The sequence below is a fragment of the Paractinoplanes maris genome, from assembly GCF_023544465.1.
In the GTDB taxonomy this organism is placed as follows: Bacteria; Actinomycetota; Actinomycetes; order Mycobacteriales; family Micromonosporaceae; genus Actinoplanes; species Actinoplanes maris.
This window is the reverse complement of sequence record NZ_JALPVL010000014.1, coordinates 19,536-40,787: the sequence shown is the minus strand read 5'-3', so window position 1 is coordinate 40,787 and position 21,252 is coordinate 19,536. Positions and strand designations below refer to the sequence as shown.

General features: G+C 72.4%; 19 protein-coding genes. 8 read left to right on the top strand and 11 right to left on the bottom strand.

Annotation, left to right across the window (positions count from 1 at the left end; translation table 11 throughout):
* The first annotated feature begins 4 nt into the window (after positions 1 to 4).
* On the top strand, positions 5 to 2,224 hold the full coding sequence (locus tag NAG42_RS35090; RefSeq protein ID WP_250036353.1) for a glycoside hydrolase family 95 protein: 2,220 nt from the start codon (positions 5 to 7) through the stop codon (positions 2,222 to 2,224).
* Positions 2,221 to 4,881 (top strand): glycoside hydrolase family 2 TIM barrel-domain containing protein, encoded by a 2,661-nt coding sequence (locus tag NAG42_RS35085; RefSeq protein WP_250036352.1) that lies wholly within the window; start codon positions 2,221 to 2,223, stop codon positions 4,879 to 4,881. The genes NAG42_RS35090 and NAG42_RS35085 overlap by 4 nt, the downstream gene beginning before the upstream one ends.
* 279 nt (positions 4,882 to 5,160) lie before the next feature.
* Here NAG42_RS35085 and NAG42_RS35080 read toward each other — a convergent pair whose 3' ends face one another.
* The 4 genes from NAG42_RS35080 to NAG42_RS35065 form a co-directional block, all read right to left on the bottom strand.
* Positions 5,161 to 6,522: a cellulase family glycosylhydrolase gene (locus tag NAG42_RS35080; RefSeq protein WP_250036351.1), complete on the bottom strand. Its 1,362-nt coding sequence runs from the start codon at positions 6,520 to 6,522 to the stop codon at positions 5,161 to 5,163.
* A 156-nt stretch (positions 6,523 to 6,678) separates the two neighbouring features.
* On the bottom strand, positions 6,679 to 6,969 hold the full coding sequence (locus NAG42_RS35075) for a hypothetical protein (protein ID WP_250036350.1): 291 nt from the start codon (positions 6,967 to 6,969) through the stop codon (positions 6,679 to 6,681).
* 134 nt (positions 6,970 to 7,103) lie between these two features.
* Positions 7,104 to 7,718, bottom strand: a complete 615-nt coding sequence (locus NAG42_RS35070) for a LytR C-terminal domain-containing protein (protein ID WP_250036349.1) — start codon at positions 7,716 to 7,718, stop codon at positions 7,104 to 7,106.
* Positions 7,699 to 8,217 carry an RNA polymerase sigma factor gene (locus NAG42_RS35065; protein ID WP_250036348.1) on the bottom strand — a complete coding sequence of 173 codons (519 nt, stop codon included), beginning with the start codon at positions 8,215 to 8,217 and terminating at the stop codon, positions 7,699 to 7,701. Before NAG42_RS35065 ends, NAG42_RS35070 begins: the two co-directional genes overlap by 20 nt.
* Before the next feature lie 85 nt (positions 8,218 to 8,302).
* Between NAG42_RS35065 and NAG42_RS35060 the strand changes: the two genes are divergently transcribed.
* On the top strand, positions 8,303 to 8,800 hold the full coding sequence (locus NAG42_RS35060) for a hypothetical protein (protein WP_250036347.1): 498 nt from the start codon (positions 8,303 to 8,305) through the stop codon (positions 8,798 to 8,800).
* Here NAG42_RS35060 and NAG42_RS35055 read toward each other — a convergent pair.
* On the bottom strand, positions 8,789 to 9,412 hold the full coding sequence (locus NAG42_RS35055) for a TIGR03086 family metal-binding protein (RefSeq protein WP_250036346.1): 624 nt from the start codon (positions 9,410 to 9,412) through the stop codon (positions 8,789 to 8,791). The two genes, NAG42_RS35060 and NAG42_RS35055, sit on opposite strands and share 12 nt — an antisense overlap.
* A 54-nt stretch (positions 9,413 to 9,466) precedes the next feature.
* On the opposite strand from NAG42_RS35055, the gene NAG42_RS35050 reads away from it, so the two are divergent.
* Positions 9,467 to 9,901, top strand: coding sequence for a MarR family winged helix-turn-helix transcriptional regulator (locus NAG42_RS35050; protein ID WP_250036345.1), 435 nt, complete (start codon positions 9,467 to 9,469; stop codon positions 9,899 to 9,901).
* A gap of 169 nt (positions 9,902 to 10,070) precedes the next feature.
* Entirely contained in the window at positions 10,071 to 12,350 is a 2,280-nt protein-coding gene (locus NAG42_RS35045; RefSeq protein WP_250036344.1) for a choice-of-anchor L domain-containing protein, read from the top strand.
* A gap of 60 nt (positions 12,351 to 12,410) precedes the next feature.
* Here NAG42_RS35045 and NAG42_RS35040 read toward each other — a convergent pair whose 3' ends face one another.
* The gene (locus NAG42_RS35040) at positions 12,411 to 13,160 is read right to left on the bottom strand and encodes an SDR family oxidoreductase (RefSeq protein ID WP_250036343.1); all 750 of its coding nucleotides are present in this window, start codon (positions 13,158 to 13,160) and stop codon (positions 12,411 to 12,413) included.
* A gap of 87 nt (positions 13,161 to 13,247) precedes the next feature.
* Here NAG42_RS35040 and NAG42_RS35035 point away from each other — a divergent pair, with 87 nt between their 5' ends.
* Positions 13,248 to 13,775 (top strand): TetR/AcrR family transcriptional regulator, encoded by a 528-nt coding sequence (locus tag NAG42_RS35035; protein ID WP_250036342.1) that lies wholly within the window; start codon positions 13,248 to 13,250, stop codon positions 13,773 to 13,775.
* Here NAG42_RS35035 and NAG42_RS35030 read toward each other — a convergent pair.
* The 5 genes from NAG42_RS35030 to NAG42_RS35010 are packed head-to-tail and all read right to left on the bottom strand — an operon-like array spanning position 13,753 to position 19,356.
* Complete coding sequence (locus NAG42_RS35030) at positions 13,753 to 14,079, bottom strand: DUF4387 domain-containing protein (protein WP_250036341.1); 327 nt, start codon at positions 14,077 to 14,079, stop codon at positions 13,753 to 13,755. The two genes, NAG42_RS35035 and NAG42_RS35030, sit on opposite strands and share 23 nt — an antisense overlap.
* On the bottom strand, positions 14,072 to 15,427 hold the full coding sequence (locus NAG42_RS35025; RefSeq protein WP_250036340.1) for an acyclic terpene utilization AtuA family protein: 1,356 nt from the start codon (positions 15,425 to 15,427) through the stop codon (positions 14,072 to 14,074). The genes NAG42_RS35030 and NAG42_RS35025 overlap by 8 nt, the downstream gene beginning before the upstream one ends.
* Positions 15,428 to 15,434: 7 nt before the next feature.
* Positions 15,435 to 17,054 carry an FAD-binding dehydrogenase gene (locus tag NAG42_RS35020; protein WP_250036339.1) on the bottom strand — a complete coding sequence of 540 codons (1,620 nt, stop codon included), beginning with the start codon at positions 17,052 to 17,054 and terminating at the stop codon, positions 15,435 to 15,437.
* Positions 17,051 to 18,094, bottom strand: a complete 1,044-nt coding sequence (locus NAG42_RS35015; RefSeq protein ID WP_250036338.1) for an NAD(P)-dependent oxidoreductase — start codon at positions 18,092 to 18,094, stop codon at positions 17,051 to 17,053. The genes NAG42_RS35020 and NAG42_RS35015 overlap by 4 nt, the downstream gene beginning before the upstream one ends.
* Before the next feature lie 11 nt (positions 18,095 to 18,105).
* Positions 18,106 to 19,356, bottom strand: a complete 1,251-nt coding sequence (locus NAG42_RS35010; protein WP_250036337.1) for an MFS transporter — start codon at positions 19,354 to 19,356, stop codon at positions 18,106 to 18,108.
* Between the two features lie 96 nt (positions 19,357 to 19,452).
* Between NAG42_RS35010 and NAG42_RS35005 the strand changes: the two genes are divergently transcribed.
* On the top strand, positions 19,453 to 20,142 hold the full coding sequence (locus NAG42_RS35005) for a GntR family transcriptional regulator (protein ID WP_250036336.1): 690 nt from the start codon (positions 19,453 to 19,455) through the stop codon (positions 20,140 to 20,142).
* A complete protein-coding gene (locus NAG42_RS35000; protein WP_250036335.1) occupies positions 20,139 to 21,242 on the top strand; it encodes a tartrate dehydrogenase in 1,104 nt (367 codons plus the stop codon). The genes NAG42_RS35005 and NAG42_RS35000 overlap by 4 nt, the downstream gene beginning before the upstream one ends.
* Positions 21,243 to 21,252: the final 10 nt, after the last annotated feature.

Here is a 21,252-nt window from a genome sequence, read left to right as displayed (position 1 = left end):
CGGGGTGGGAGAAAGGATCCTCTGGGCGCCCGGCCCGGCCCGGGAGTGGCTGGAGGCGTTCCCGCTCGGTAACGGGCGGCTCGGTGCGATGGTGCACGGCACCCCGGGGCGCGAGCACGTGCAGTTCAACGACGGCACGGCCTGGTCCGGCAGCCCCGGGAGCGAGAGCCGCACCAGCGGGATCGACCCCGATAGGGCGGCCGCGGCCCTGACCGCCGCGCGGGCCGCGCTGGATCGCGGCGACCCGGCCGAGGCCGACCGGCGGCTGGCCGGGGTGCAGGGCGGGTGGTCGCAGGCCTACCTGCCGTTCGCCGATCTGCACGTGTCGGTGACCACCGGTGGCACCGAGGTCGAGGACTACCGGCGCGAGCTGGATCTCGGCACGGCGACGCATCGGGTGTCCTACCGGCTCGGCCGGGTCGCGGTGCGGTGGACGACCTTCGTCTCGCACGCCGACGGCGTTCTCGTGCTCGTGCTCGAGGCCGAGCGCCCGGTCGAGGTCGCGTGGTCGCTGACGTCGCCGCTGCGGGTGCACGGCGGTGGGGACGGCTGGCTGACCGTGCGGCTGCCGAGCGACATGCCTCCACCCCATGAGCCGGACCTCGAACCGGTGTGGGGCGAGCCCGCGCTGCGCGGTGCCGTGGTCGTGCGGGCGGCGGTGCGCGACGGGCGGCGGCTGGAGCTGGTGCTGGCCACCGCGACCTCGTTCGACGAGCCGGCCGCCCACCGGGAAGCCGCGGGGCGCGCCGACCGGGCGGCGGCGATCGGGGTGGCCGCGCTGACCGAACGGCACGAGAAGGCGTACGGCGAAAGGTTTTCCCGCACGACACTGGTGCTCGGTGAAGGCGGGGGGACCGGTGACCGGCCGACGGCCGACCGGATCGGCACTGACCCCGCGCTGGCCGCGTTGCTGTTCACCTACGGGCGCTATCTCGCGATCTGCTCGTCCGCGCCGGGCGGACTGCCGTCGACGTTGCAGGGACTCTGGAACGCCGAGCTGCGGCCGCCGTGGAGCTCCAACTACACGATCAACATCAACACGCAGATGAACTACTGGGCGGCCGAGACCGCGGATCTTCCGGAGACGCTGGATCCGCTGGTCGACCTGCTGGCAAAGCTGGCTGACAAGGGACGGGCCACCGCGCGGACCGTCTACGGCGCCCGCGGCTGGGTGGCGCACCACAATACCGACGCCTGGGCCTTCACCGCCCCGGTCGGGCGCGGGCGGGCGGATCCGGCGTGGGCGTTCTGGCCGATGGGCGGCGTCTGGCTGACCTGGCTGCTACGCGAGCGTTCGCGCTTCGGGGGTGACCTCGACCGGCGCGTGCTGCCGATCCTGCGCGGGGCCGCCGAGTTCTGCCTCGACTGGCTGCGCCGGGGCCCGGACGGCACGCTCGGCACGTCGCCGTCGACGTCCCCGGAGAATCACTATCTCTCGGCCGAGGGCCGCCCGGTGGCCGCCGGTGTCTCGTCGACAATGGACCTCGCGCTGATCGCCGGGCTGTTCGACGCGTACGCCGAGCTCGCCCCGGACGGCGATCCGGTGCGGGCCGAGATCCGGTCGGTCCGCCCGGCGATCCCGGCCCCGGCGGCCGCGCCGGACGGGCTGATCCCGGAGTGGCCCGGCAACCCGCCGCAGGCCGAGCCGGGCCACCGCCACCTCAGCCACCTGGTGTTCGCCTATCCCGGGGACACCCCGGACGACCCCGGGCTGCGGGCCGCCGTCGCCCGCAGCCTGGACGACCGCGGCGACGAGACAACCGGCTGGTCGTTGGCCTGGAAGCTCGCGCTGCGGGCCCGGCTGCGGCAGCCGGACCGGGTGTCGCGGCTGCTGGAGCTGGTGCTGCGCCCGGCGACGGCGGATCGGGCCGGGCTCTACCCCAACCTGTTCTCGGCCCACCCGCCCTTCCAGCTCGACGGCAACCTGGGATATGTGGCCGCGGTCGCCGAGATGCTCGTGCAGAGCCACTCCGGCATGATCGAGTTGCTGCCCGCCGTACCGGGGCAGTGGCCCGACGGCCGGGCGACCGGTCTGATCGCCCGGCCGGGGGTCGCGGTCGACGTGGCCTGGACGACCATCGACGGCCGGGTGCGGGCGACCGAGGTGGCCTTGCGGGCACGCCGGCCCGCGGGACGCACCACGGTCACCGTCGTGCTGGCCGGCCGGCGGACGACCGTGGACCTGTCCTCGGGCGAGCGGGTTTCCCTGAAAGGGTGGCTGTGACAGCGCTTCACGAGATCATCGAACCGCCCGTCGGCGCGCTGGCGCCCCGGGCCCGGCTGCGCAGCACCGCGGGCAGCCTGTCGCTGGACGGGAGATGGCGTTTCGCGTGGTCGCCCACGGCCGAGACCGGCCGGGACCCGGCCGACCCGGGCATCGACTGGGACGAGCTGCCGGTGCCGGGCAACTGGCAGATGCACGGGTACGGCCAACCGGCGTACACCAATGTCCGCTACCCGTTCCCGATCGATCCGCCGCACGTGCCGGCCGAGAACCCGACCGGCGAATACCGGCGGATCGTGCGGCGCCCGGCCGACTGGCGTGGCGGCCGGGTGCTGCTGCGCTTCGACGGGGTCGACTCGTGGTTCCAGGTGTGGGTGAACGGCGCCCCGGTGGGGCGGTCGTCGGGCAGCCGGCTGACCGTCGAGTTCGACGTCACCGCGTTCCTCACCGGCGGGGACGACGTGCTGGCGGTCCGGGTGCACCAGTGGAGTTTCGCCAGCTACGTCGAGGATCAGGACCAGTGGTGGCTGTCCGGCATCTTCCGGTCGGTCGCCCTGCTGCACCGTCCCGACGGCGGCCTCGACGACCTGTGGGTGGTCGCCGGCGGGGACGGCTCGCTGGAGGTGTCGGCGCCCGTACCCGTCCGGTGGGAGCTCGACGGCGCGAGCCTGGCCGACGTGCAGCCGTGGTCGGCCGAGAAGCCCGCGCTGTACCGGCTCCTGGTGCGCACCGAGGCCGAGACGGTCGCCCTCGACATCGGTTTCCGGACCGTACGGGTGGACGGCGACCGCCTGCTGCTGAACGACGCCCCGCTGGTCTTCCGCGGCGTCAACCGGCACGACATCGACGCCCGCACCGGCCGGGCCGTCTCCCGCGCCCGGATGGAACACGACGTCCAGCTGATGAAGCAACACAACATCAACGCGGTCCGGACGAGCCACTACCCACCCGATCCCTATCTCCTCGAACTGTGCGACCGCCGCGGCCTCTACGTGATCGAGGAGTGCGACCTGGAGACGCACGGCTTCATCGAGACCGCCTGGCGGGGCAACCCGTCCGACGACCCGGCCTGGGCCGGTGTTTATGCCGACCGGATGCGGCGCATGGTCGAGCGGGACAAGAACGCGTCCAGCGTCGTGCTGTGGTCGCTCGGCAACGAGGCCGGCTGGGGCCGCAACCTCGCGGCCAACGCCGCCTGGACCGCGGAGCGCGACCCGACCCGGCCGATCCACTACGAGGGCGACGCCGAGTGCGAGAGCGTCGGCGTCTACAGCCGGATGTACCCCACCTACGACAAGCTCGCGGCCATCGGGCGGCACGAGGAGCCCGCGCTGGCCGACCCGGCCCGCGACGCCCGCCGGCGCGGCCTTCCCATGATCATGTGCGAGTACGGGCACGCCATGGGCAACGGTCCGGGCGGGCTGGCCGACTACGAGGCCGTCGTCGACGCACACCCGCGGCTGGCCGGCGGCTTCATCTGGGAGTGGGCCGACCACGGGCTGCTGCGCGACGGCGCCTACCGCTACGGCGGCGACTTCGGCGAGACGATCCACGACGGGTCGTTCGTCATCGACGGCCTGGTCTTCCCCGACCGCACCCCGTCGCCCGGTCTGCTCGAGCTCGCGGCGGTGATCACCCCGGTGCGGCTGCGCTTCGACGGCGACGACCTGGTCATCGAGAACCGGTGGAGCTTCACCACGACCGAGCATGTGGTCTTCGACTCCTCCGACGGCGTTCTCGACGTGCCGGCGATCGCGCCGCTCTCGTCGCTGCGCCTGCCGCTGGCCGCCACCGAGGTCAGCGCCGCGGTGGACGGCCGCGTGCTGGCCCGCGCCCACCGGCCCCGGGAAGCACCGCCGGCGGCGGTTCGCCCGGCCGGTCGTCCCGTGCGGCCCGGGAACCTCGGCCCGTTCCCGATCGCCTCGCTCACCCTGGACACCTGGCGGGCCCCGACCGAGAACGACCGCTTCCCCGGCTGGGACGGCACAGTGTCGATGGAGCAGCAGTGGCGGGCCGCCGGACTCGACCGGCTCCTCGCGAGAACGGTCGAGGAACGCGACGACGGCAGCCGGGTCCGCTACCTCCCGGCCGGGCTCGACAGCGGCTTCGAGGTCGATTACCGCTGGTCGGCGCACGGCCCGGCGACCCGGCTCGAGGTCGGCATCGAGCGCCTGGGGGAGTGGCGGCTGCCGCTGCCCCGGCTCGGGATCGTGCTCGCGCTGCCCACTCCCGACCCGGGCGCGGTGGTGTTCGACTGGTCCGGCCTGGGGCCCGGGGAGAGCTACCCCGATTCGCGCGCGGCGGTCCGGCCCGGCCGGCACCGGATGACCGTCCTCGAAGCCCAGACGCCGTACGTCGTGCCGCAGGAGAACGGCAACCGATCCGAAGTCGACCGGGTGAGCCTGTCCACGCCCGACGGCACGCTGCGCATCGACGGCGACCACCCGTTCGACGTCGCGGTGCGCCCCTGGTCGACCGCGCAGCTGGAACGGGCCCGCCACACCGGCGAACTGGTGCCCGAGGGCCTGCTCTGGGTGCACCTGGCGGTCGGCGTGACCGGGCTCGGCTCGGCCAGTTGCGGACCCGCCGTACGCCCGTCGGCCCGCTACCGCACCGCCCGGGCCGACCTGGCTTTCACCTTCACGCCCGAGCCCTGAACGCCGCCGGATCTGCCCTTCGTTCGGCAGCCGGCCGCCCAGCTGCTCGGCCGGCCCGACGTGCTGCTGCTGGACGAGCCGACCAACAACCTCGACCTGGTCGACGTCGGCCCGGCTGGAGAGCGCCCACACGGCGTACGAGGGAGCTTTGTGGTTGTCAGCCACGACGAGCGGTTCCTGTCCGGGATCGAGGTCGACCGCCGGCTCCGGCAGGCGGCGGTCGCTTCGGCTGACATCCCGGTCAGGACCCGCGGGTGCGGAGTCCTGACCGGGGCGGGGTCAGGCGGAGGTGCAGCTGACGGTGGGGGTGGTGTTGGTTCCCGCGTACGAGGCGGTGAAGCCGAACGACGTGCCGGCGCCCGCGGCGAGGCTGCCGTTGTAGGACATGTTGCGGGCCGTGACAGCGCTGCCGGAGCTCGTCACCGTCGCGTTCCAGGTGTTGGTGAGCTGCTGGCTGCCGGGCCAGGTCCAGGTGACGGTCCAGCCGCGGATCGCCGCCGAGCCGGCCGTGACGGTCACCGCGCCCTGGAAGCCGCTGCCCCAGGAGCCCGTCACCGCGTACGTCGCCGTGCAGCCACCGCTCGCGGGCGGGGGAGTGGTCGGCGGCGGCGTGGTCGGCGGGGGTGTGGTGGCGGGCGGGGGTGTGGTCGGCGTCGTCGGCGTCGTCCCGCCGTAGATGGTGGCCTCACGGGCGGTCGCCTTGATGCCGTTGGCGCCGTTGAAGAGCCGGTCGCCCCACGAGGTCAGCTGGGCCGGGTTGAAGCCGGTGACCATGTCGAGGTATTCGACACCGCCGCCGTTGCCGCTCCACGACCAGCCCAGATAGCCGATGCCGCGGGCCTGCGCGGTGGCCAGGATGGTGTCCTCGTCGGGGTTGCCGTCGGAGTGGTTGTGGCCGAACTCGCCGATCACCAGCGGCAGGCCGGCGGTCTGGAACCGTCCGACGTAGTCGGTGATCTCAGCCGCGGTGTCGAAGACGCCGTACATGTGGATGCTGAAGATTGTGTTGCGCTGGGGGTCGGACGCGAAAACGGAGGCGGCGTTGTCGCGCATGATGAACTGCCAGTCCTGGCCCCAGTTGGGCGCGTCCACCATCAGCGCGTGGGCGAACCCGGCCGCGCGCAGCCGGCTGATCGCGCTCTTGGTGTCGGCCGTCCAGCCGGCGGCGTTGGTGTTGCCGTACGGCTCGTTGCCGATGTTCAGGATGACGTAGTTCTCCTGGCCGTCCAGCGCGCTCTTGATGCCGATCCAGTAATCGGCCGCGCGGGCCAGGGTGGTGGCCGCCGCGTCCTCGCCGTACCCGGTGGTGTCGTGCGCTTCCAGTACGCAGATCAGGCGCAGCCGCTTGCACTCGGCGATCACCCGGGCCACGTCGGTGGCGTCGTTGCGGGTCCAGCGGTCGCCCGTGCTCAGCACCACGCGGACGGTGTTGGCTCCCTGGGCCTTGATGTCGGCCAGCGACGAGAACCGGTCGGGGTACCAGGTGTGCGCGTGGTTGACGCCACGCATGACGAACGGGTTGCCGTTGGCCTCGAGGATCCGGGTGCCGCTGACCTTGATGCCGGCCGCGGCGGCGGCCGGTTGCGCGGTGGCGGCCAGGCCCAGCCCGGCCGCGACGGCCACGGCGGCGAGCCCACTCATCCATCTTCTTCGTTTGATCACTGTCCACCTCCGTTGATTGGGAGCGCTCCCAGACACAGATTGCGGAAATGTGACAGCGTTGTCAACCATTCGGAAACTTCGATGTCGTGGCGGTGTCCCCACGGGTGCGGCAACACCCGTGGGGACATCCTCGAGTCAACGCCGGAAGCGCGCGGGCATCCACTGGCGGGTCTGAGCCGCCTTGGCCTGGGCGGCCCGGCGGCGTAGCACCAGGACGGCGATCACGCCGCCGGCCAGCGCCAGGACACCGGCGGTGGGCGCCGGCTTCTGCCGGACGGTGCTGCCCGCCCCGCGTACTCGCGACGCGCCCGCGGTGAGCGCCTGGCGGATGCGGGGGCGGGGAGTCTCGGGCGAGCGGGGGTCACCCGGCTCCTGAAGGTCGGTGCCGGGAAAGTCCGTGCGGGTGCTGGTCTTCTCGATGCTCATGGCGCTCCTCGGTGTCGAGCCGGCCGCGGCCCGGGGAGGAACCGCGGCGGTGCTGCCCGTTGCCTGCCCCGCACCGCTGATCGGTTAACCGGGAACCCGATTCATTCACCCCGGCGCCGTCTCGTACGTCAGTGTCAGCGGCCCCGGCACTGCGGAGGCGGCGACGGCTCGCCCCCGGCGGCGAGAGCCTGGTTGACCTCGGTGGCGGTGGCCAGCCGGTCGAAGGCCGGGCCCAGTGTCACGTCGATGGTGCCGTCGGTCCGTCCCGGTTCGAACATCAGGGCGGCGCCGGGCAGGTAGGCCCGGACCAGGGCTGCGGCGCCCACCGCCGCGGGCCCGTAGCGCACAGTGGCCGAGCCGGTGATCGGTGCCTCGGTCGGCCCGCCGGCGAGGGTCAGCACGGTGAAGCTGAGTCCCCGCAGTTGCCCGGCCGTCGAGCCGGTCACTCCGGCCGGGGCCCCGCCGTCGAACACCCGGAGGCGGACCTGCTCGGGCCCGCCCGGCAGGCTCAGGTCACAGGTCAGGGCGGGGCGGTCGGCGGCCGGGCCGGGCAGCACCGGAGCGTTCTGCTGCGGCCAGGCGAGGGTCGCGGTGACGCCGGCCGCGGTCGCCACGGCGGCGACCGTCCCGACCGTGGCGGTCACCCGGCGGCGGCGGCCCCGGGCGCGAACCGCCGCGGCCGGCAGCACGTCGAGGTCGCGGACGTCGGTCTCCAGTTGCCGGAGGCGGTCAGCGAGAGGAAGTGGCATCGGTGATCTCCTGATCGTTGTCGCCGAGCAGCCCGGCGAGGGTGGTCCGGGCCCGGGAGAGCTGCACCTTGACGGTGCCGGCGGGAACGCCGGTGGCGGCCGAGATGTCGTTGACCGGCATGTCGAGCAGGTAGTGCAGGGCGACCACCTGCCGTTGGGCCTGGGGCAGGCGCTGCAACGCGTCCACGATGGCGACCCGGTCGGGCGACGGGCCGGCGGTGGCCTCGGACCGCGGTCCGAGCCGGGCCAGCGCGGTCACCCGGCGCCGCAGGCCCCGCCACCGGTTGGCCATCAGCCGCCAGGCGACGGTGCGGACCCAGGCCTCCGGATCGTCGTAGCCGGCGACCCGGGGCCAGTGCTGCCAGGCTCGCGCGAAGGCCTCCTGGGCCAGGTCCTGCGCCTCGGCCCGGTCACCGCAGGCGGCGTAGAGGTAGAGCACAACCCGCCGGACCGTAGCGATGTAGAAGGCGTCGAAGTCGCCACTGTCACGGCCCGCCATGGTCCCCCGTCTTCCCCTGAGTGCATCTCACACTGAAGAACACACCGCAGTGGGGCATCCGGTTACATGCTTTACCGTGGGCCCGGTGAAAGTACTCCACGTGACCACCGGGACCGGCCAGTCCGTGACGATGCGGTTCGCCGACGGCCACGTGGCGGTGCACGAGGTGTCGCCGGCCCGGCCGCGGGCCGTCCGGGCCTGCGCCGGTGGGCTGCTGATCGGCTTCGGGCTGGCCGCGGTCGCCGTCAACGCCGGTGATCGCGGCATCACCGGGCTCGATGTCGCCCTGTGGATCGCCGTCGCGCTGACGGTGGTGGCGGCGGTGGGCGGCGCGATCTGGTGGTTCCTCATCGAGCGGAGCGACCGCCGGCGTCCGCCCGAGGTGATCACGGCGTCGTCGGTCGTCAACGCCCGCAGCACGGCCGACGTGACCGTCACCCTGGAGCTGGCCGACGGCAGCGAGCGGTCCTACTCGGCCGTCGGGCACGCCGGCACGCTGCTCTCGACCGGCTTCAGCCGGCTGCTCGCCGTTGCCGGAGAAGCCGGCGCCGGCCCGGTTGCGGATCCTCGCTCAACGATCTGAGCGGGCCCGGTCGTCGCTGACGCCGGGCCAGGTCGGGGAGCGGCCGAGGAGGGCGAGGATCCGGTCGAGCGGGTCGTTTCCCGCGTACGGCTGCCGGGCCGCGAACGCCGCACCGGGGGCCGACCGGGACTCGTCGTCGGGCACCATCTCGGCCACCGGCAGTGCCGCGCTCAGCACGTCGTCCGGCAGGGTCCACGCCGCGCCCAGCGCCCGGGCGACGTCCCAGCCGTGCGCCACGTAGTCGACCAGGTGGAAGCCGATGGCCAGCCGGCCCGGGACGGTGCCGATGCCGGCCAGCGCGAACTCGCGGTCGAGCACGTCCTCGGGCCCGAAGGCGGCGATCACCTCGTCGGCCGCCGCCCGATAGGCGCCGACGGGATCCGGCGCGAGCGGGTCCTCCCGCCACGGCTCGGGGCCGGCGCCGTGGCCGGAGGCGGCCGCGGCGAACCCCCGGTGCTGGGCTGTCAGATGAGCGAGCAGCTCCCGCAGATTCCAGCCCGCGCACGGTGTCGGCCGCTCGAGGTCGGCGCCGGACACACTCCGCACCAGGCTGATCGTCGCCCGGACCGTCGTCGCGTCCGCCGCCCGCACATCCATCGTTTCGATAAGCATGCGCTTACCATCCGCTTGAGCTTACGATCTGTCAACCGGTGTAATTTCAGCCTGGTGACCGGCGAAGCGGACGACCGTCCCGACCTCGCGGCGATGCTGGTGCGGCTGGGCCGCCGGATGGTCGCCGTCGAGCAGCCGATCCTGACCTCCCACGACATCTCCATGTGGGGCTACGCCGTCCTGACCGCGCTGCGCGACGAGCCGATGCGCACCCAGTCGGCGCTGGCCCGCTCGATCGGGGCCGACAAGACCCGCCTGATCGCCGTCCTCGACGAGCTGCAGCAGCGCGACCTCATCGAGCGGGAGCCCGACCCCGCCGACCGCCGCGTCCACCTGCTGCGCCTGACCCCCGCCGGCCGCACCCTGCACAGCGAGGCCCAGTCGGCGATCCGCTCAGCCGAGGCAACCGTGCTCGACCAGCTCCCCCCACCCGACCGTGACACCTTCCTCCGCGCCCTCCAGGCGCTGGCCGCCGGCACCACCCGATGAGCCGGCCGCCGACCACGACCGCTTCGCCGGATCGAGGTCTCCCGGGCGTCTGACGGCCGGTCCCGGCCCGCCCGTACGGCGTAATCCGCACGGTTGAAGCTGTTCGGCCGAGATTGACTTCCGACTGGTCGAACGGCTTTCGAGGCGCCGGCTGTCCCGGGAAAAGTACTTGGCGCCCAGCGGGGTGCCCGCCACGGTCACCCTGGCCGGCAAGTCACGGCTGGTCGCGACCAAGCCGCCGGAGGGCACATCCACCACGGTCGTCCTCGCGCCGCCCGCCGGCCTGTACACCGTTCAGGCCCGCACGCTGATCTTCAACGGCGTGCGCTATGTCGGACGGGCCTCGGCGCCGCTGGTGGCGACCCGGTCCGGCACGAAGTCCACGGTGACGGTCTCCTACTCCGCCGACGGCGCGGCCCGCGACCTGCGCGCCACCACGATGACGGCCACCGGGGTGAGCCTGGCCTGGAAAGCGCCGGCCGGGTCGAGGTTCGTGCTCCGCCGCACGACCGGACGGACCCCGGCCGGCCTGACGTCGCTGGGCACCGGCGTGCCGGTCAAGGGCACCACCGCGGTCGACTCCGGGCTGAAGGCCGGCCGGCAATACACGTACTCGCTCTTCACCAGCCTCAGAGGCCGGTGGTACGGGCCGTTGACGGTGACCGCGGGCCCGGCCTCGGCCACCGATGCGGCCAAGTACGTCGCGAATCCCGCCACGCTGCTCGCCCAGCCCGCTGACCTGGTTTCCGCGGCACCGACCGGGTCCGGAGTCCGCGCGGTCCTGCAGAGCGGCGTGGCCGCACCGGTGATCGGTGCCGCGGTGGTGCTGCCGGTCTCGCCACCCCTGCCCGGCGGCTTTCTGGGTGTCGTGACGGCCGTCTCGGCTGACGGGCGGACCCTGTCTTTGCGGGCCGGGTCGCTGATCGATGCCTTCGACCACTACGAGCTCGCCGTCACCGAGTTCAGCGCGGCGGCCGACGGGGAGGCGACCCCTACCCCGGCTCCGGCGCCGAAGGCCAAGGCGGCCGCGGCGACCAAGGCACTGTCCGCGACCTGCGAGGGTGGGAGCGCGGGCGACCAGGTCACCTTCTCGCCGGACCTGAAACTCGGCGGTCACTTCGCCACCAAGGTCGACAAGTACTCGTTCCTCGGCGCCGACGTGCCCACCGGAGCATCGGTGGACATGGGACTGAGCGTCACGCTGAACGGCCCGGCGACCGTGAAGGTGAGCGGCAACCGGAAGTGCAAGGTGGGGCTGCCGACCATCTTCAAGCCGATCTCGGTGTCGCCGGTGCCGCTGTCGGTGTCGTTCTCGGCGAGCGCGGAGATCAACGCAGGGGGCTCGATGGAGGTGAGCAACGTGGGTCTGTCCGCGGTCGCCGGCTTCGAGATCAAGGGCTCGATGTCGGTCAAGAACGGGCCGTCGTTCACCGGCAAGCGCGTCCTGGAGGCTTCCCCGCTGACTCCACAGGTCACCGCGAACGGCACCATCGGGCTCAAAGCCGGCGGTGAGCTGATCGTCGGCCCCGGCGCCGGCACCAAGGAAGCCGGCGTGATCGCCGGCATCGGCGGCGGCCTCTATCCGGTGGACGCGACCTTCGGCCCGGTTTTCAATCCCACGGACTCCCGCTACAACGCCTGCCTGGAAGCCAAGGTGGCGATGAGCGCCGGCCTCTATCTGACGGTCAAGGCGTTCCTCGACAAGTGGAGCTTCAGCGAGAAGGTCACCCTGGATGCCCTGCAGGGATCCCAGCCGTACGCCGGGTCGCCGCACTACCTGCCGAAGGACTGCAAGGCCATGGCGCCCGAACCCGGCGGCCCCAAGGACTCGCTGTTGGGTGACGGTGTGGACAAGGTCGAGGACACCACAGCCGGCGGCACGGAGCAGTGGGGTCACGTCGACGGCTTCGTGCCCGGGAAGAAGACCTGGGTGCTGAGCACCGGCCGGATGGCCGACGCGCTGGGCGACCCGGCGAAGTTCGCGAGCAGCAACCTCGGCCGCGAGGGCGACGCGGAGCTGACCGCGTTCGCCGGTCACCCCACGTTCGACGCCGCGTCGTATCAGGTCAAGCTCGTCCCGCAGGGGAGCACGTTGCACGTGCGCTACGTCTTCGCCAGCGAGGAGTATCCGGAGTACGTCAACAGCTCCTACAACGACGTCATGGCCGTACGGGTCGACGGCAAGAACTGCGCCCTGGTGCCCGGCACGACCCGGCCGGTCTCCGTCAACACCATCAACGCGGGGGAGAACACGGCCTACTACGTCGACAACTCGGACGGTGCGGCCGGCTACGCCACCAGCATGGATGGTCTGACCAAGCCGTTGACCTGCTCGGTGCCGGTCACCCCAGGCCAGGAGGTGACTGTGCAGATCGCCGTGGCCGACTCGGCCGACTACGTCTACGACAGTGCCATCGCCCTGGTCGACGGCGGCATCTGGGCCGACTGAGAACTCCGTCGCATCACCAGCCGGAGCCGCCCGGGCGAGACGTCCGGGCGGCTCCGGCCGTCAGCCCTGCACGGTGGGGCGGATGGTGAGGGCACCGATCTCGACGTCGTCCGGCTGGTCGATGGCGAAGCACACCGCCCGGGCCACCGCGGCCGGGTCCAGGCCGAACTCGCGCATCCCGAGCTGGATCCGCTCGCGGGCGGATGGTTCCATGCCGTCGGCCAGCTCGGTGCGGACGAAGCCCGGCGAGATCTCGGTGGTGCGGACGACGCCGTCGGTCGACTCGGTCCGCAGGCCCTCCATGATGGTGCGGGCCGCGTTCTTGGTGGCGGCGTAGACCGCCATCGTCGGCACGATCGTGAGGCCGGCGGTCGACACCGTGGTGATCACGTGCCCGCGTCCCTGGTCGCGGAAGACCGGCAGGACGGCGGCGATGCCGTTGAGCAGGCCGCGGACGTTGACGTCGATCATCGCCGACCAGTCGTCCCCGGCCGGTTGGTCGAGGCGGCCGAGCCGGGCCACCCCGGCGTTGCTGACGAGGACGTCCAGCCGGCCGAACTCGCTGACCGCCCGGTCGACGAGGTGCCGGACGTCGCCGGCGGCCGTCACGTCGGTCGGTACCGCGATCGCCCGGCCCCCGGCCTCGCGGATCGACGCGGCCAGGGCGTCGATGCGCTCGGAGCGGCGCGCGGCCAGCACGACCGCCGCCCCGCGCCCGGCGAGCATGGTGGCCGCCTCGCGCCCGATGCCGCTGCTGGCGCCGGTGACGACCACCGTCTTGCCGCTGATGAGATCCGTACGGGTCGGCATCCGACCTCCCGATCGAGTAAGTTGACACGTGTCCGCTTAGCCGAGACTAACCGGACACGTGTCCACTTACAAGGGGAGGTCGGTGCGATGCCACGGGCGGACGCGGTCAGCAACCGGGCGCGCATCGTCGAGGTCGCCCGTGACCTGCTGAATTCGACGTCGGAGCTGCCGATGAACGCGGTCGCCAAGGCGGCCGGCGTCGGGCAGGGCACCCTCTATCGCAACTTCGCGACCCGCGAGGCGCTGCTGGCCGAGGTCTACCGGGCCGACGTCGACCAGCTGGTCGCCTCCGCTCCTCAGCTGCTGGCCGAGCACGACGCGGCCACGGCGTTCCGTCGCTGGCTGGACAACGTCGCCGACTACGCGCGGGTCAAACGCGGGGTCCTGGCCGCACTCGAGCCCGGCCCGGGGCACGCGCTCGCCGCCGGCCATTCCGGGCCGATCGGCGAGGTCATCGAGGTCCTGCTGGCCGCGGGCCGGGCCGAGGGGTCGATCCGCGCCGACGTCAGCGCTCAGGACGTGCTTCTCCTGCTCGGTTTCCTCTCCCGCGAGGAAGCGGCCGAGCCCGCCCACCACCTGCTCGACCTGATCTTCAACGGTCTGCGGACGCGGTAGGGACAGGCAGCAGGGCCAGCGGGACGTGATGCTGGCCGGCGTGGATGTCGCGGTCCCGCAGGCTGCCCTGCGAGACGGGGCGGGGGAACGAGACCTTGACGACGTTGAGCGCCGGGAGGCGGAAGATCTGGACCGTGGCCGGGTCGACGCCGTAGAGCCGGGCGATGACCGGCGCGTCGACGAAGGCGACCGCCTCGTATCCGGCGGTGTCGCGCATGAACAACTCCATCGTCACCCAGAACGGGCCGGCGTTCTTGGACCGCACCTCCAGGGCGAGGTCCGCGATCGTGGGGGTCTCAGGCATCTGCGGCCTCCGGCAGGTGGATGCGGAACAGGCTGGTGGGGGAGTCGACGTCGATGACGTGGTTGAGCACGAACTCGTAGACGGCGCCGCGCTCGGTCTCGGCCGGTGAGGTGGCGAAGGCCAGGCTGGGCAGGTAGTTCATGTCCGGCGTGGGCAGGTGCAGCAGCAGCGGGTTGGCCACCTTGGCCACGGCCGTCGCGGTCGGCTGGTCGGCCGCGTGCACGAGGAGCATGACACCGACCTCACGCGGTGGCCGCCGGTCGGGCTCGATCCCGTCGAGGATCGCGTCGTAGCCGTAGAGGCGCAGATCGATCGCGTAGTCGCCGTCGCCCAGGCCCAGCGTGCGGGTGACCCACTCGCCGATCGTCTTGCGCAGCAGCGCGGCCCAGGTGTCGATCTGGCCGAGGATGTGCGGGTCGCGGATCGCGGTGAACGACATCGTCTCGTACCCGGTGATCCGCGCCCCCTCGAGCTTGATGGTGTGCTGCCCGGCCGGCTCGAAGCGGGACCCCTCGACCCGCACGACGCGGTCGTCCACCGCCCGGTAGGTCGCGCCGGACACCACGATGGTGCCGGCCGGCTCGCGCATCGAGAACGGGTTCACCGTCTCGTAGAGCATGTGCGCCGCCACCGACGTGGGTGTGCAGGCGTTCTCGGGGTCGAGCGGCTCGATCGTGAACCCGGTGGCGTCGATGGTGGCCAGCACCCCGCCGGCACGCGGGTTGGTCGTGCACTGCCCGCCGCACTCGACGATCTTGGCCGCGTGCCAGACCGGACCGGCCGGGAACCCCCGCATCAACGGGACCGCGGCCGCGATGGCCGTGTCGGTGGCCCGCCCGGCCAGCACCACGTCGGCCCCGCCCTCGAGGGCCGCCACGATCGGCTCGTGGCCCATCATGCCGACGATGTGCGTGCAACTCTCCAAAGTGGCCGGATCGAGCTCGCCGGCCGGTGGCAGCGGGTGGATCCGGTCCGGCGCCAGGGAAGCGGCCTGCTGCTCGCTGTAGATCGTGGCGATCCGCAGACTCAGCCCCTCCTCGGCCAGGATCTGGTGGGCCATCCCGGCGACCCAGTCGACTCCGGAGTCGGTGCCGCTCGTGCCGCATGAGCCGACGATGAGGGGGATGCCGGCGCTCGCCGCCGCGCGCAGCAGGAGCCGCAGATCCCGGGTCACGGCCGCGGCGGCGGTCTTGGCCGTTCCCGAGCCCAGGTAGTGGGGGCCGGAGTCGGTCGACCCGCCGTCCACGGCGATGACGTCGGCGCCCAGGGCGAGGCCGCGGGTGATGGTCTCGGGTGGGAAGCCCGCGCCGAGCATGCCGGTCGGCGCGAGAACGCGTACGTCAGTCATGGTTTCCTCATTTCGTCAGTGATGCCAGGGCGCGGCCGGCCTGGCGGCCCGAGAACAGGCAGCCACCCAGGAAGGTGCCTTCGAGGGCGCGGTAGCCGTGCATGCCACCACCGCCGAATCCGGCCGCCTCGCCCGCGGCGTACAGCCCGGGAACGGGTTCCCCGGCCGGGGAGAGCACGCGTCCGTCGAGATCGGTGTGCAGCCCGCCCAGTGACTTGCGGGTGAGCACGTGTAGCCGTACGGCGATCAGGGGACCGGCCGAGCGGTCGAGCAACCGGTGCGGCGTCGCGGTGCGCATCAGCCGATCGCCCCGGTAGTTGCGGCCGTTGCGGATCGCCGCCATCTGCTGGTCCTTGCCGAAGTTGTTGGCCAGCTCCCGGTCGCGGTCCTCGACCGTGCGCCGGATCCCGGCCGGGTCGAGCAGCGGCGACGGGGTGAGCGCGTTCATGCCCGTCACCAGCTCGTCCAGGGAGTCGGCGACGACGAAGTCCGCGCCGTTGCGTTTGAACGCCTCCACCGGTGCGGGCGCGCCGGACCGCAGGCGGCCGAGCACCTGGCGCACGCTGCGGCCGGTCAGGTCGGGGTTCTGCTCCGAGCCCGAGAGCGCGAACTCCTTCTCGATGATGCGCTGGGTGAGCACGAACCAGCTGTGGTCGTATCCGGTCGTGCGCAGGTGCGCGAGCGTGCCGAGGGTGTCGAAACCGGGGTAGAGCGGCACCGGCAGGCGGCGGCCGCGCGCGTCGAGCCACAGCGACGACGGTCCGGGCAGGATGCGGATGCCGTGCCGCTGCCAGATCGGATCCCAGTTCTGGATGCCTTCGACGTAGTGCCACATCCGGTCCGGATTGATGACCGCGCCGCCCGCCTCGGTCGTGATGCCGATCATCCGTCCGTCCACATGGGACGGCACGCCGCTGATCAGGTGTTCGGGCGGCTTCCCGAGACGGGCGGGCCAGTTCCGGCGTACGAGGTCATGGTCGCCCCCGATGCCGCCGGAGGTCACGACGACCGCCTGCGCCGTGAACGCGAAGTCCCCGATCGCGGTGCGCGAGCTGGCCTGGCCGCGGGCGGCCTCGCTGGGCTCCAGCACCCGGCCGGCCACCCCGGTCACCACGCCGCCGCTGGTCGTCAGCGCGTCGACCCGGTGGCGGTGCCGGATCGTGACCCGGTCGCTGCTCAGCACGTCGGCGATGAAGGGCTCCAGCACGCCCGGGCCGGTGCCCCAGGTGAGGTGGAAGCGCGGCACCGAGTTGTTGGCCCGCTCGGCCCAGCCCACGATGGGGAACAGCTTGATGCCCTTCTCGCGCAGCCACGCGCGCTTCCCGCCGGCCGCCCAGCCGACGTACGCCTCGGCCCAGCGCCGCGGCCACGCGTCCTCGGGGCGGTCGAAGCCGGCGTTGCCCAGCCAGTCCCGCCAGGCCAGCTCGGGCGAGTCGCGGATGCCCATCCGGCGCTGCTCGGGCGAGTCGACCAGGAACAACCCGCCGAACGACCAGAACGCCTGACCGCCCAGGCTCTGCTCGGGCTCCTGGTCGAGCAGGACGACCGAGCGCCCGGCGGCGGCCAGCTCGGCGGTGGCGACGAGCCCGGCCAGACCGGCCCCGACCACGATGACATCGGCGTTCACGCGCTCTCCTCGAGGCGATACGGCTGTGCGCCAGGGCCGGTTGCGGCGGCCTGATGCGGCCGCGTGGCAGGGCCGGTTGCGGCGGCGTGATGCGGCTGCGTGGCAGGGCCGGCTGCCACGTGATACGGCTGCGCGGAAGCGTCCGCTGCCACGGAATGGTCCGGCCGGCCGGACAGGGCGGCGACCAGCTCGCGCGCTCCCCGGAGGCCGGCGTCGCGCCGAGCCTCGGTGGTCTGGCCGGCCATGTGCGAGAAGACGGTGATGCCGTCGACCCCGCGCAGCACGCTGTCGGACGGCAGCGGCTCGACATCCACGACGTCCAGCGCCGCCCCCGCGATCTGCCCCGCCCGGACCGCCGCGGCCAGCGCCGACGTGTCGACGATCGCCCCGCGGGCGGTGTTGATGAGGTGGGCTGTCGGCTTCATCCGCGCCAGCGCAGCCGCGTCGATCAAGTGCCGGGTCCGGTCGGTGAGCGCCGTATGGATCGACAGGAAGTCGGACTCGCGGAGCAGGTCGTCGAACGACTCCTGGATGACCGTCATGCCGAACGCCTGGGCCAGCGGCCGGACGCGTTGCGCCACCGCGCCCCGGCCGATGATGCCGAGCGTCTTGCCGCGCAGCTCGAAGCCGTCGCGCCGGGGCCAGCCGCCGGCCGCGACCCCGGTGGCCAGCCCGACCAGATTCCGGGCCTGCACGAGGAGGAGCCCGATCGTGTACTCGGCGACCGCGTTGGCGTTGACCCCCGGCAGGTTGCTGACGCCGATGCCCAGCCGGTTCGCCGCGGCCACGTCGACCGAGTCGTAACCCACGCCGGTACGCACGATCGCGCGCAACGAGCCGGCCCGCGCCAGCACCGAGGCGGTCATCGGCTCGTTGGCGATCAGCGCCCCCTGCGCCCCGTCCAGCGCGGCGACCAGGTCTGCTTCCGAACGCTTGCCCCGCAGCGGATCGTGCCGGGTGGTGAAGCCGAGGCCGGTGAGGTAGGTGTCCACCTCGTCGCCCGGCCGCAGGTAGTCGGTGGTGATCAGAATGGTCGGCAAAGGGGGCCTCTTCACTTCAGGATCGGGGTCTCGGCTCGGCTCTGGAGCCGGCCGAGGCGGACGACGACGAGGATGGCCAGCACGGCCAGGACGGCGATGTCGAACAGCATCGTTCTCCAGCCGGCCAGGTCGACCACGCCGCCGACCAGCGCCGGGCCGCCGAAGCCGCCCAGATACCAGGTCACCGCGTACAGGCCGGTGTAGGTGCCGAGCACCCGGCTCGACGGGGCCAGGTTCCACAGCACGACCGCGGCGTTGATCAGGAAGGCGGCCGCGCCGACCGCCGCCACACAGAACACGACGACCGTGGCGGTGGCGGTCTGCACCACCGAGCCGGCGGCCATCGCCGCCGCGAAGACGGCCATGCCGGCAGCCATGGTCCTGAGCCGGCCGAAGCGCTCGGCCAGCAGCGCGACCGGGTAGGCGGCGATCACGTAGGCGATGCCGCTGGGCAGGGTGAGCCCGCCCGCCTCGCCCCGGGTCAGGCCGAGCGCCTCCATCCCGTACGGGGTGATGAGCGACCGCGACGCGAACCAGGCCCCGCCGAAGAGCATCACGGTGAGCAGCAGGAGCAGGCGGCGCCGGTCGGGATCGGTGACCAACTCGGTGATCACCTGCCGGAACGGCACCCGGGCCGCACCCGGCCCGGCGGTCGCGTCCTCGGCCAGGGCCTCCTGATAGGCCGGCGAGCGGCTGTCACGCACCTTCACGACGATGACCGCGGTGACGATGAGCAGGATCGCGGCCGGAATGGCGAACGACGCGCGGGGGTGGTCGTCGACCACGAGCAGGCTGATCAGTGAGGCCACGATGATGGTCAGCGCCGCCGCGATCTTGACCACCGCGTTGGCCCGGCTGCGGCGCCCGGGCGCGATGAAGTCCGGGACCAGCGACTCGGCCAGCGGGCGCATGGTGTTGGCGACCAGCGCGTAGCCGACCATCACGGCGATCAGCATCGCCGCCGACGTGGTCCAGGGCAGGAACACGAACAGCAGCGCCGCCAGGGGCATGCCGACCGCGAGATAGGGGATTCGCCGGCCCCACCGGGTGCGGGTGTTGTCGGACCGGTGGCCGATCCAGGGCTGGATGAAGATGCCCAGCAGGTTGTCCATGCCCATCAGCGCGCCGACCAGCGCCGCGCTGGTGACGTGCTCCCGCAGCAGGACCGGCACCTGGTTGTCGTAGAAGTTCCAGGTCGACTCCTGCGCGAACAGCGTCAGAGCGATGAAGAAGGTGATCTTCCGGTTTTTCATTTCGGCCATGTCGCCTCCATGTGTCCGGCGTCACGCTATTTTGCTGTAGCAAAACTGTCAACAGTTGCAAATTGAGTTAGCCACAGCATACGGTAAGGTGCCGTCATGAACGCTGCCGAGACGCTGGCCGACCAGGCGTACCGTCATGTCCGCACCGCCATCGCCACCGGCGAGCTCGCGCCGGGGCAGAAGGTGACCGAGCGCGGCATGGCCGAGCGGCTCGCGATCAGTCCCACCCCCGTCCGTGAGGCGCTGCGCCGGCTCGAGCTCGACGGGCTCATCGAGCGGATCGGACCGCGGACGGTGCTGGTCGCGGCCATCCGCGACGCGGCCATCGACGACCTGGCCGAGGTCGAGGTCGGGCTGCGCGGACTGGTCGCCCGCTTCGCCGCCCGGCACGCCACCCCGGGCCAGCTCGACGCCCTCGACGCCATCCTCGACCGGGCCGACGACCTGCTGATTCTCCTCAAGGAGCGGCGCCGGCAGGATCAGCCGACCGAGCGGCACCTGACCGACCTTCTCGACACGATGCAGGAGTTCAACGACACCGTCAGCGCCTGCGCACACAACCCGGTGCTGGTCCGCATGCTGGAGCAGAGCCGCGTCTTCAGCCGCCCCCGCCGCCGCGAGCTCCTGCTGCGCCGGGTGGCCAAGGACGATACGTTCGGCCTGGAGCGCTACACCAGCCACCGCGCCCTGATCCGCGCCCTGCGGGCCGGTGACTCCACAGCCGCCGAGCGGATCGCGCTCGACGACGCCCAGGGCGGACTCGCCGCACTGAGGGAGGCACCGTGACCACCCACCGCATCGCCGTGATCCCCGGCGACGGCATCGGCCAGGAGGTCGTACCGGCCGGGCTCGAAGCCCTGGAAGCGACCGCCGGGAGATTCGGCATCCAGCTGGCGTTCGACAGTTTCGACTTCGCCAGCGCGAGCTACTGGCAGCGGCACGGCACGATGCTGCCGCCCGATTGGGAGGAGACCCTGCGGGCGTACGACGCCATCTACTTCGGCGCGGTCGGCTGGCCCGAGGTGGTGCCCGACCACGTGTCGCTGTGGGGCAGCCTGCTGCAGTTCCGGCGCACCTTCGAACAGTACGTCAACCTGCGCCCCTGCCGGCTGATGCCCGGCGTGCGGGGCCCGCTGGCCGGCCGGGAGCCCGGCGACATCGACTTCGTGGTCGTCCGCGAGAACACCGAGGGCGAGTACTCCAGCATCGGTGGCCGGATCTTCGAGGGCACCGAGCGCGAGACGGTGATGCAGGAGACGGTGATGACGCGGGTCGGCATCGACCGGGTGCTGCGTTTCGCGTACGAGCAGGCGGCCCGCCGCCCGGCCCACCACCTGACCTCGGCCACCAAGAGCAACGGCATCTCGATCACCATGCCCTACTGGGACGAGCGGGTCGCGGCCATGGCTTCGCAGTTCCCCGGCGTACGCGTCGACAAGTTCCACATCGACGCGCTGGCCGCCCTGTTCGTGCTGCACCCCGACCGCTTCGACGTGGTGGTGGCCAGCAACCTGTTCGGCGACATCCTCTCCGACCTCGGCCCCGCCTGCACCGGCACCCTGGGCATCGCCCCCAGCGCCAACATCAACCCGGAACGTGAGCACCCCAGCCTCTTCGAGCCGGTCCACGGCTCCGCCCCCGACATCGCCGGCCAGGGCATAGCCAACCCGATCGGCCAGATCTGGTGCGGCTCGATGATGCTCGAGCACCTGGGCCATCCCGAGGCCGCCGCCCACCTGCTCGGCGCCATCGAGGACGTGCTGGCACGCGGTCCGGCCGAGGCGCCCCTGACCCCCGACCTGCACGGCAAGGGCACCACGGCCGAGCTGGGCCGGGCGATCGCCGAGCGGGCGGCTCACGAGCCGCCGCGACCTGCCGATGGGTAAGGCGGCGACG

Excerpts from the sequence above, each read along its gene's own strand:
- NAG42_RS35080 (WP_250036351.1), bottom strand. The coding sequence starts at position 6,522 with ATGAGTGGGCTCGCCGCCGTGGCCGTCGCGGCCGGGCTGGGCCTGGCC.
- NAG42_RS35075 (WP_250036350.1), bottom strand. The coding sequence starts at position 6,969 with ATGAGCATCGAGAAGACCAGCACCCGCACGGACTTTCCCGGCACCGAC.
- NAG42_RS35070 (WP_250036349.1), bottom strand. The coding sequence starts at position 7,718 with ATGCCACTTCCTCTCGCTGACCGCCTCCGGCAACTGGAGACCGACGTC.
- NAG42_RS35065 (WP_250036348.1), bottom strand. The coding sequence starts at position 8,217 with ATGGCGGGCCGTGACAGTGGCGACTTCGACGCCTTCTACATCGCTACG.
- NAG42_RS35055 (WP_250036346.1), bottom strand. The coding sequence starts at position 9,412 with ATGCTTATCGAAACGATGGATGTGCGGGCGGCGGACGCGACGACGGTC.
- NAG42_RS35040 (WP_250036343.1), bottom strand. The coding sequence starts at position 13,160 with ATGCCGACCCGTACGGATCTCATCAGCGGCAAGACGGTGGTCGTCACC.
- NAG42_RS35035 (WP_250036342.1), top strand. The coding sequence starts at position 13,248 with ATGCCACGGGCGGACGCGGTCAGCAACCGGGCGCGCATCGTCGAGGTC.
- NAG42_RS35030 (WP_250036341.1), bottom strand. The coding sequence starts at position 14,079 with ATGCCTGAGACCCCCACGATCGCGGACCTCGCCCTGGAGGTGCGGTCC.
- NAG42_RS35025 (WP_250036340.1), bottom strand. The coding sequence starts at position 15,427 with ATGACTGACGTACGCGTTCTCGCGCCGACCGGCATGCTCGGCGCGGGC.
- NAG42_RS35010 (WP_250036337.1), bottom strand. The coding sequence starts at position 19,356 with ATGGCCGAAATGAAAAACCGGAAGATCACCTTCTTCATCGCTCTGACG.
- NAG42_RS35005 (WP_250036336.1), top strand. The coding sequence starts at position 19,453 with ATGAACGCTGCCGAGACGCTGGCCGACCAGGCGTACCGTCATGTCCGC.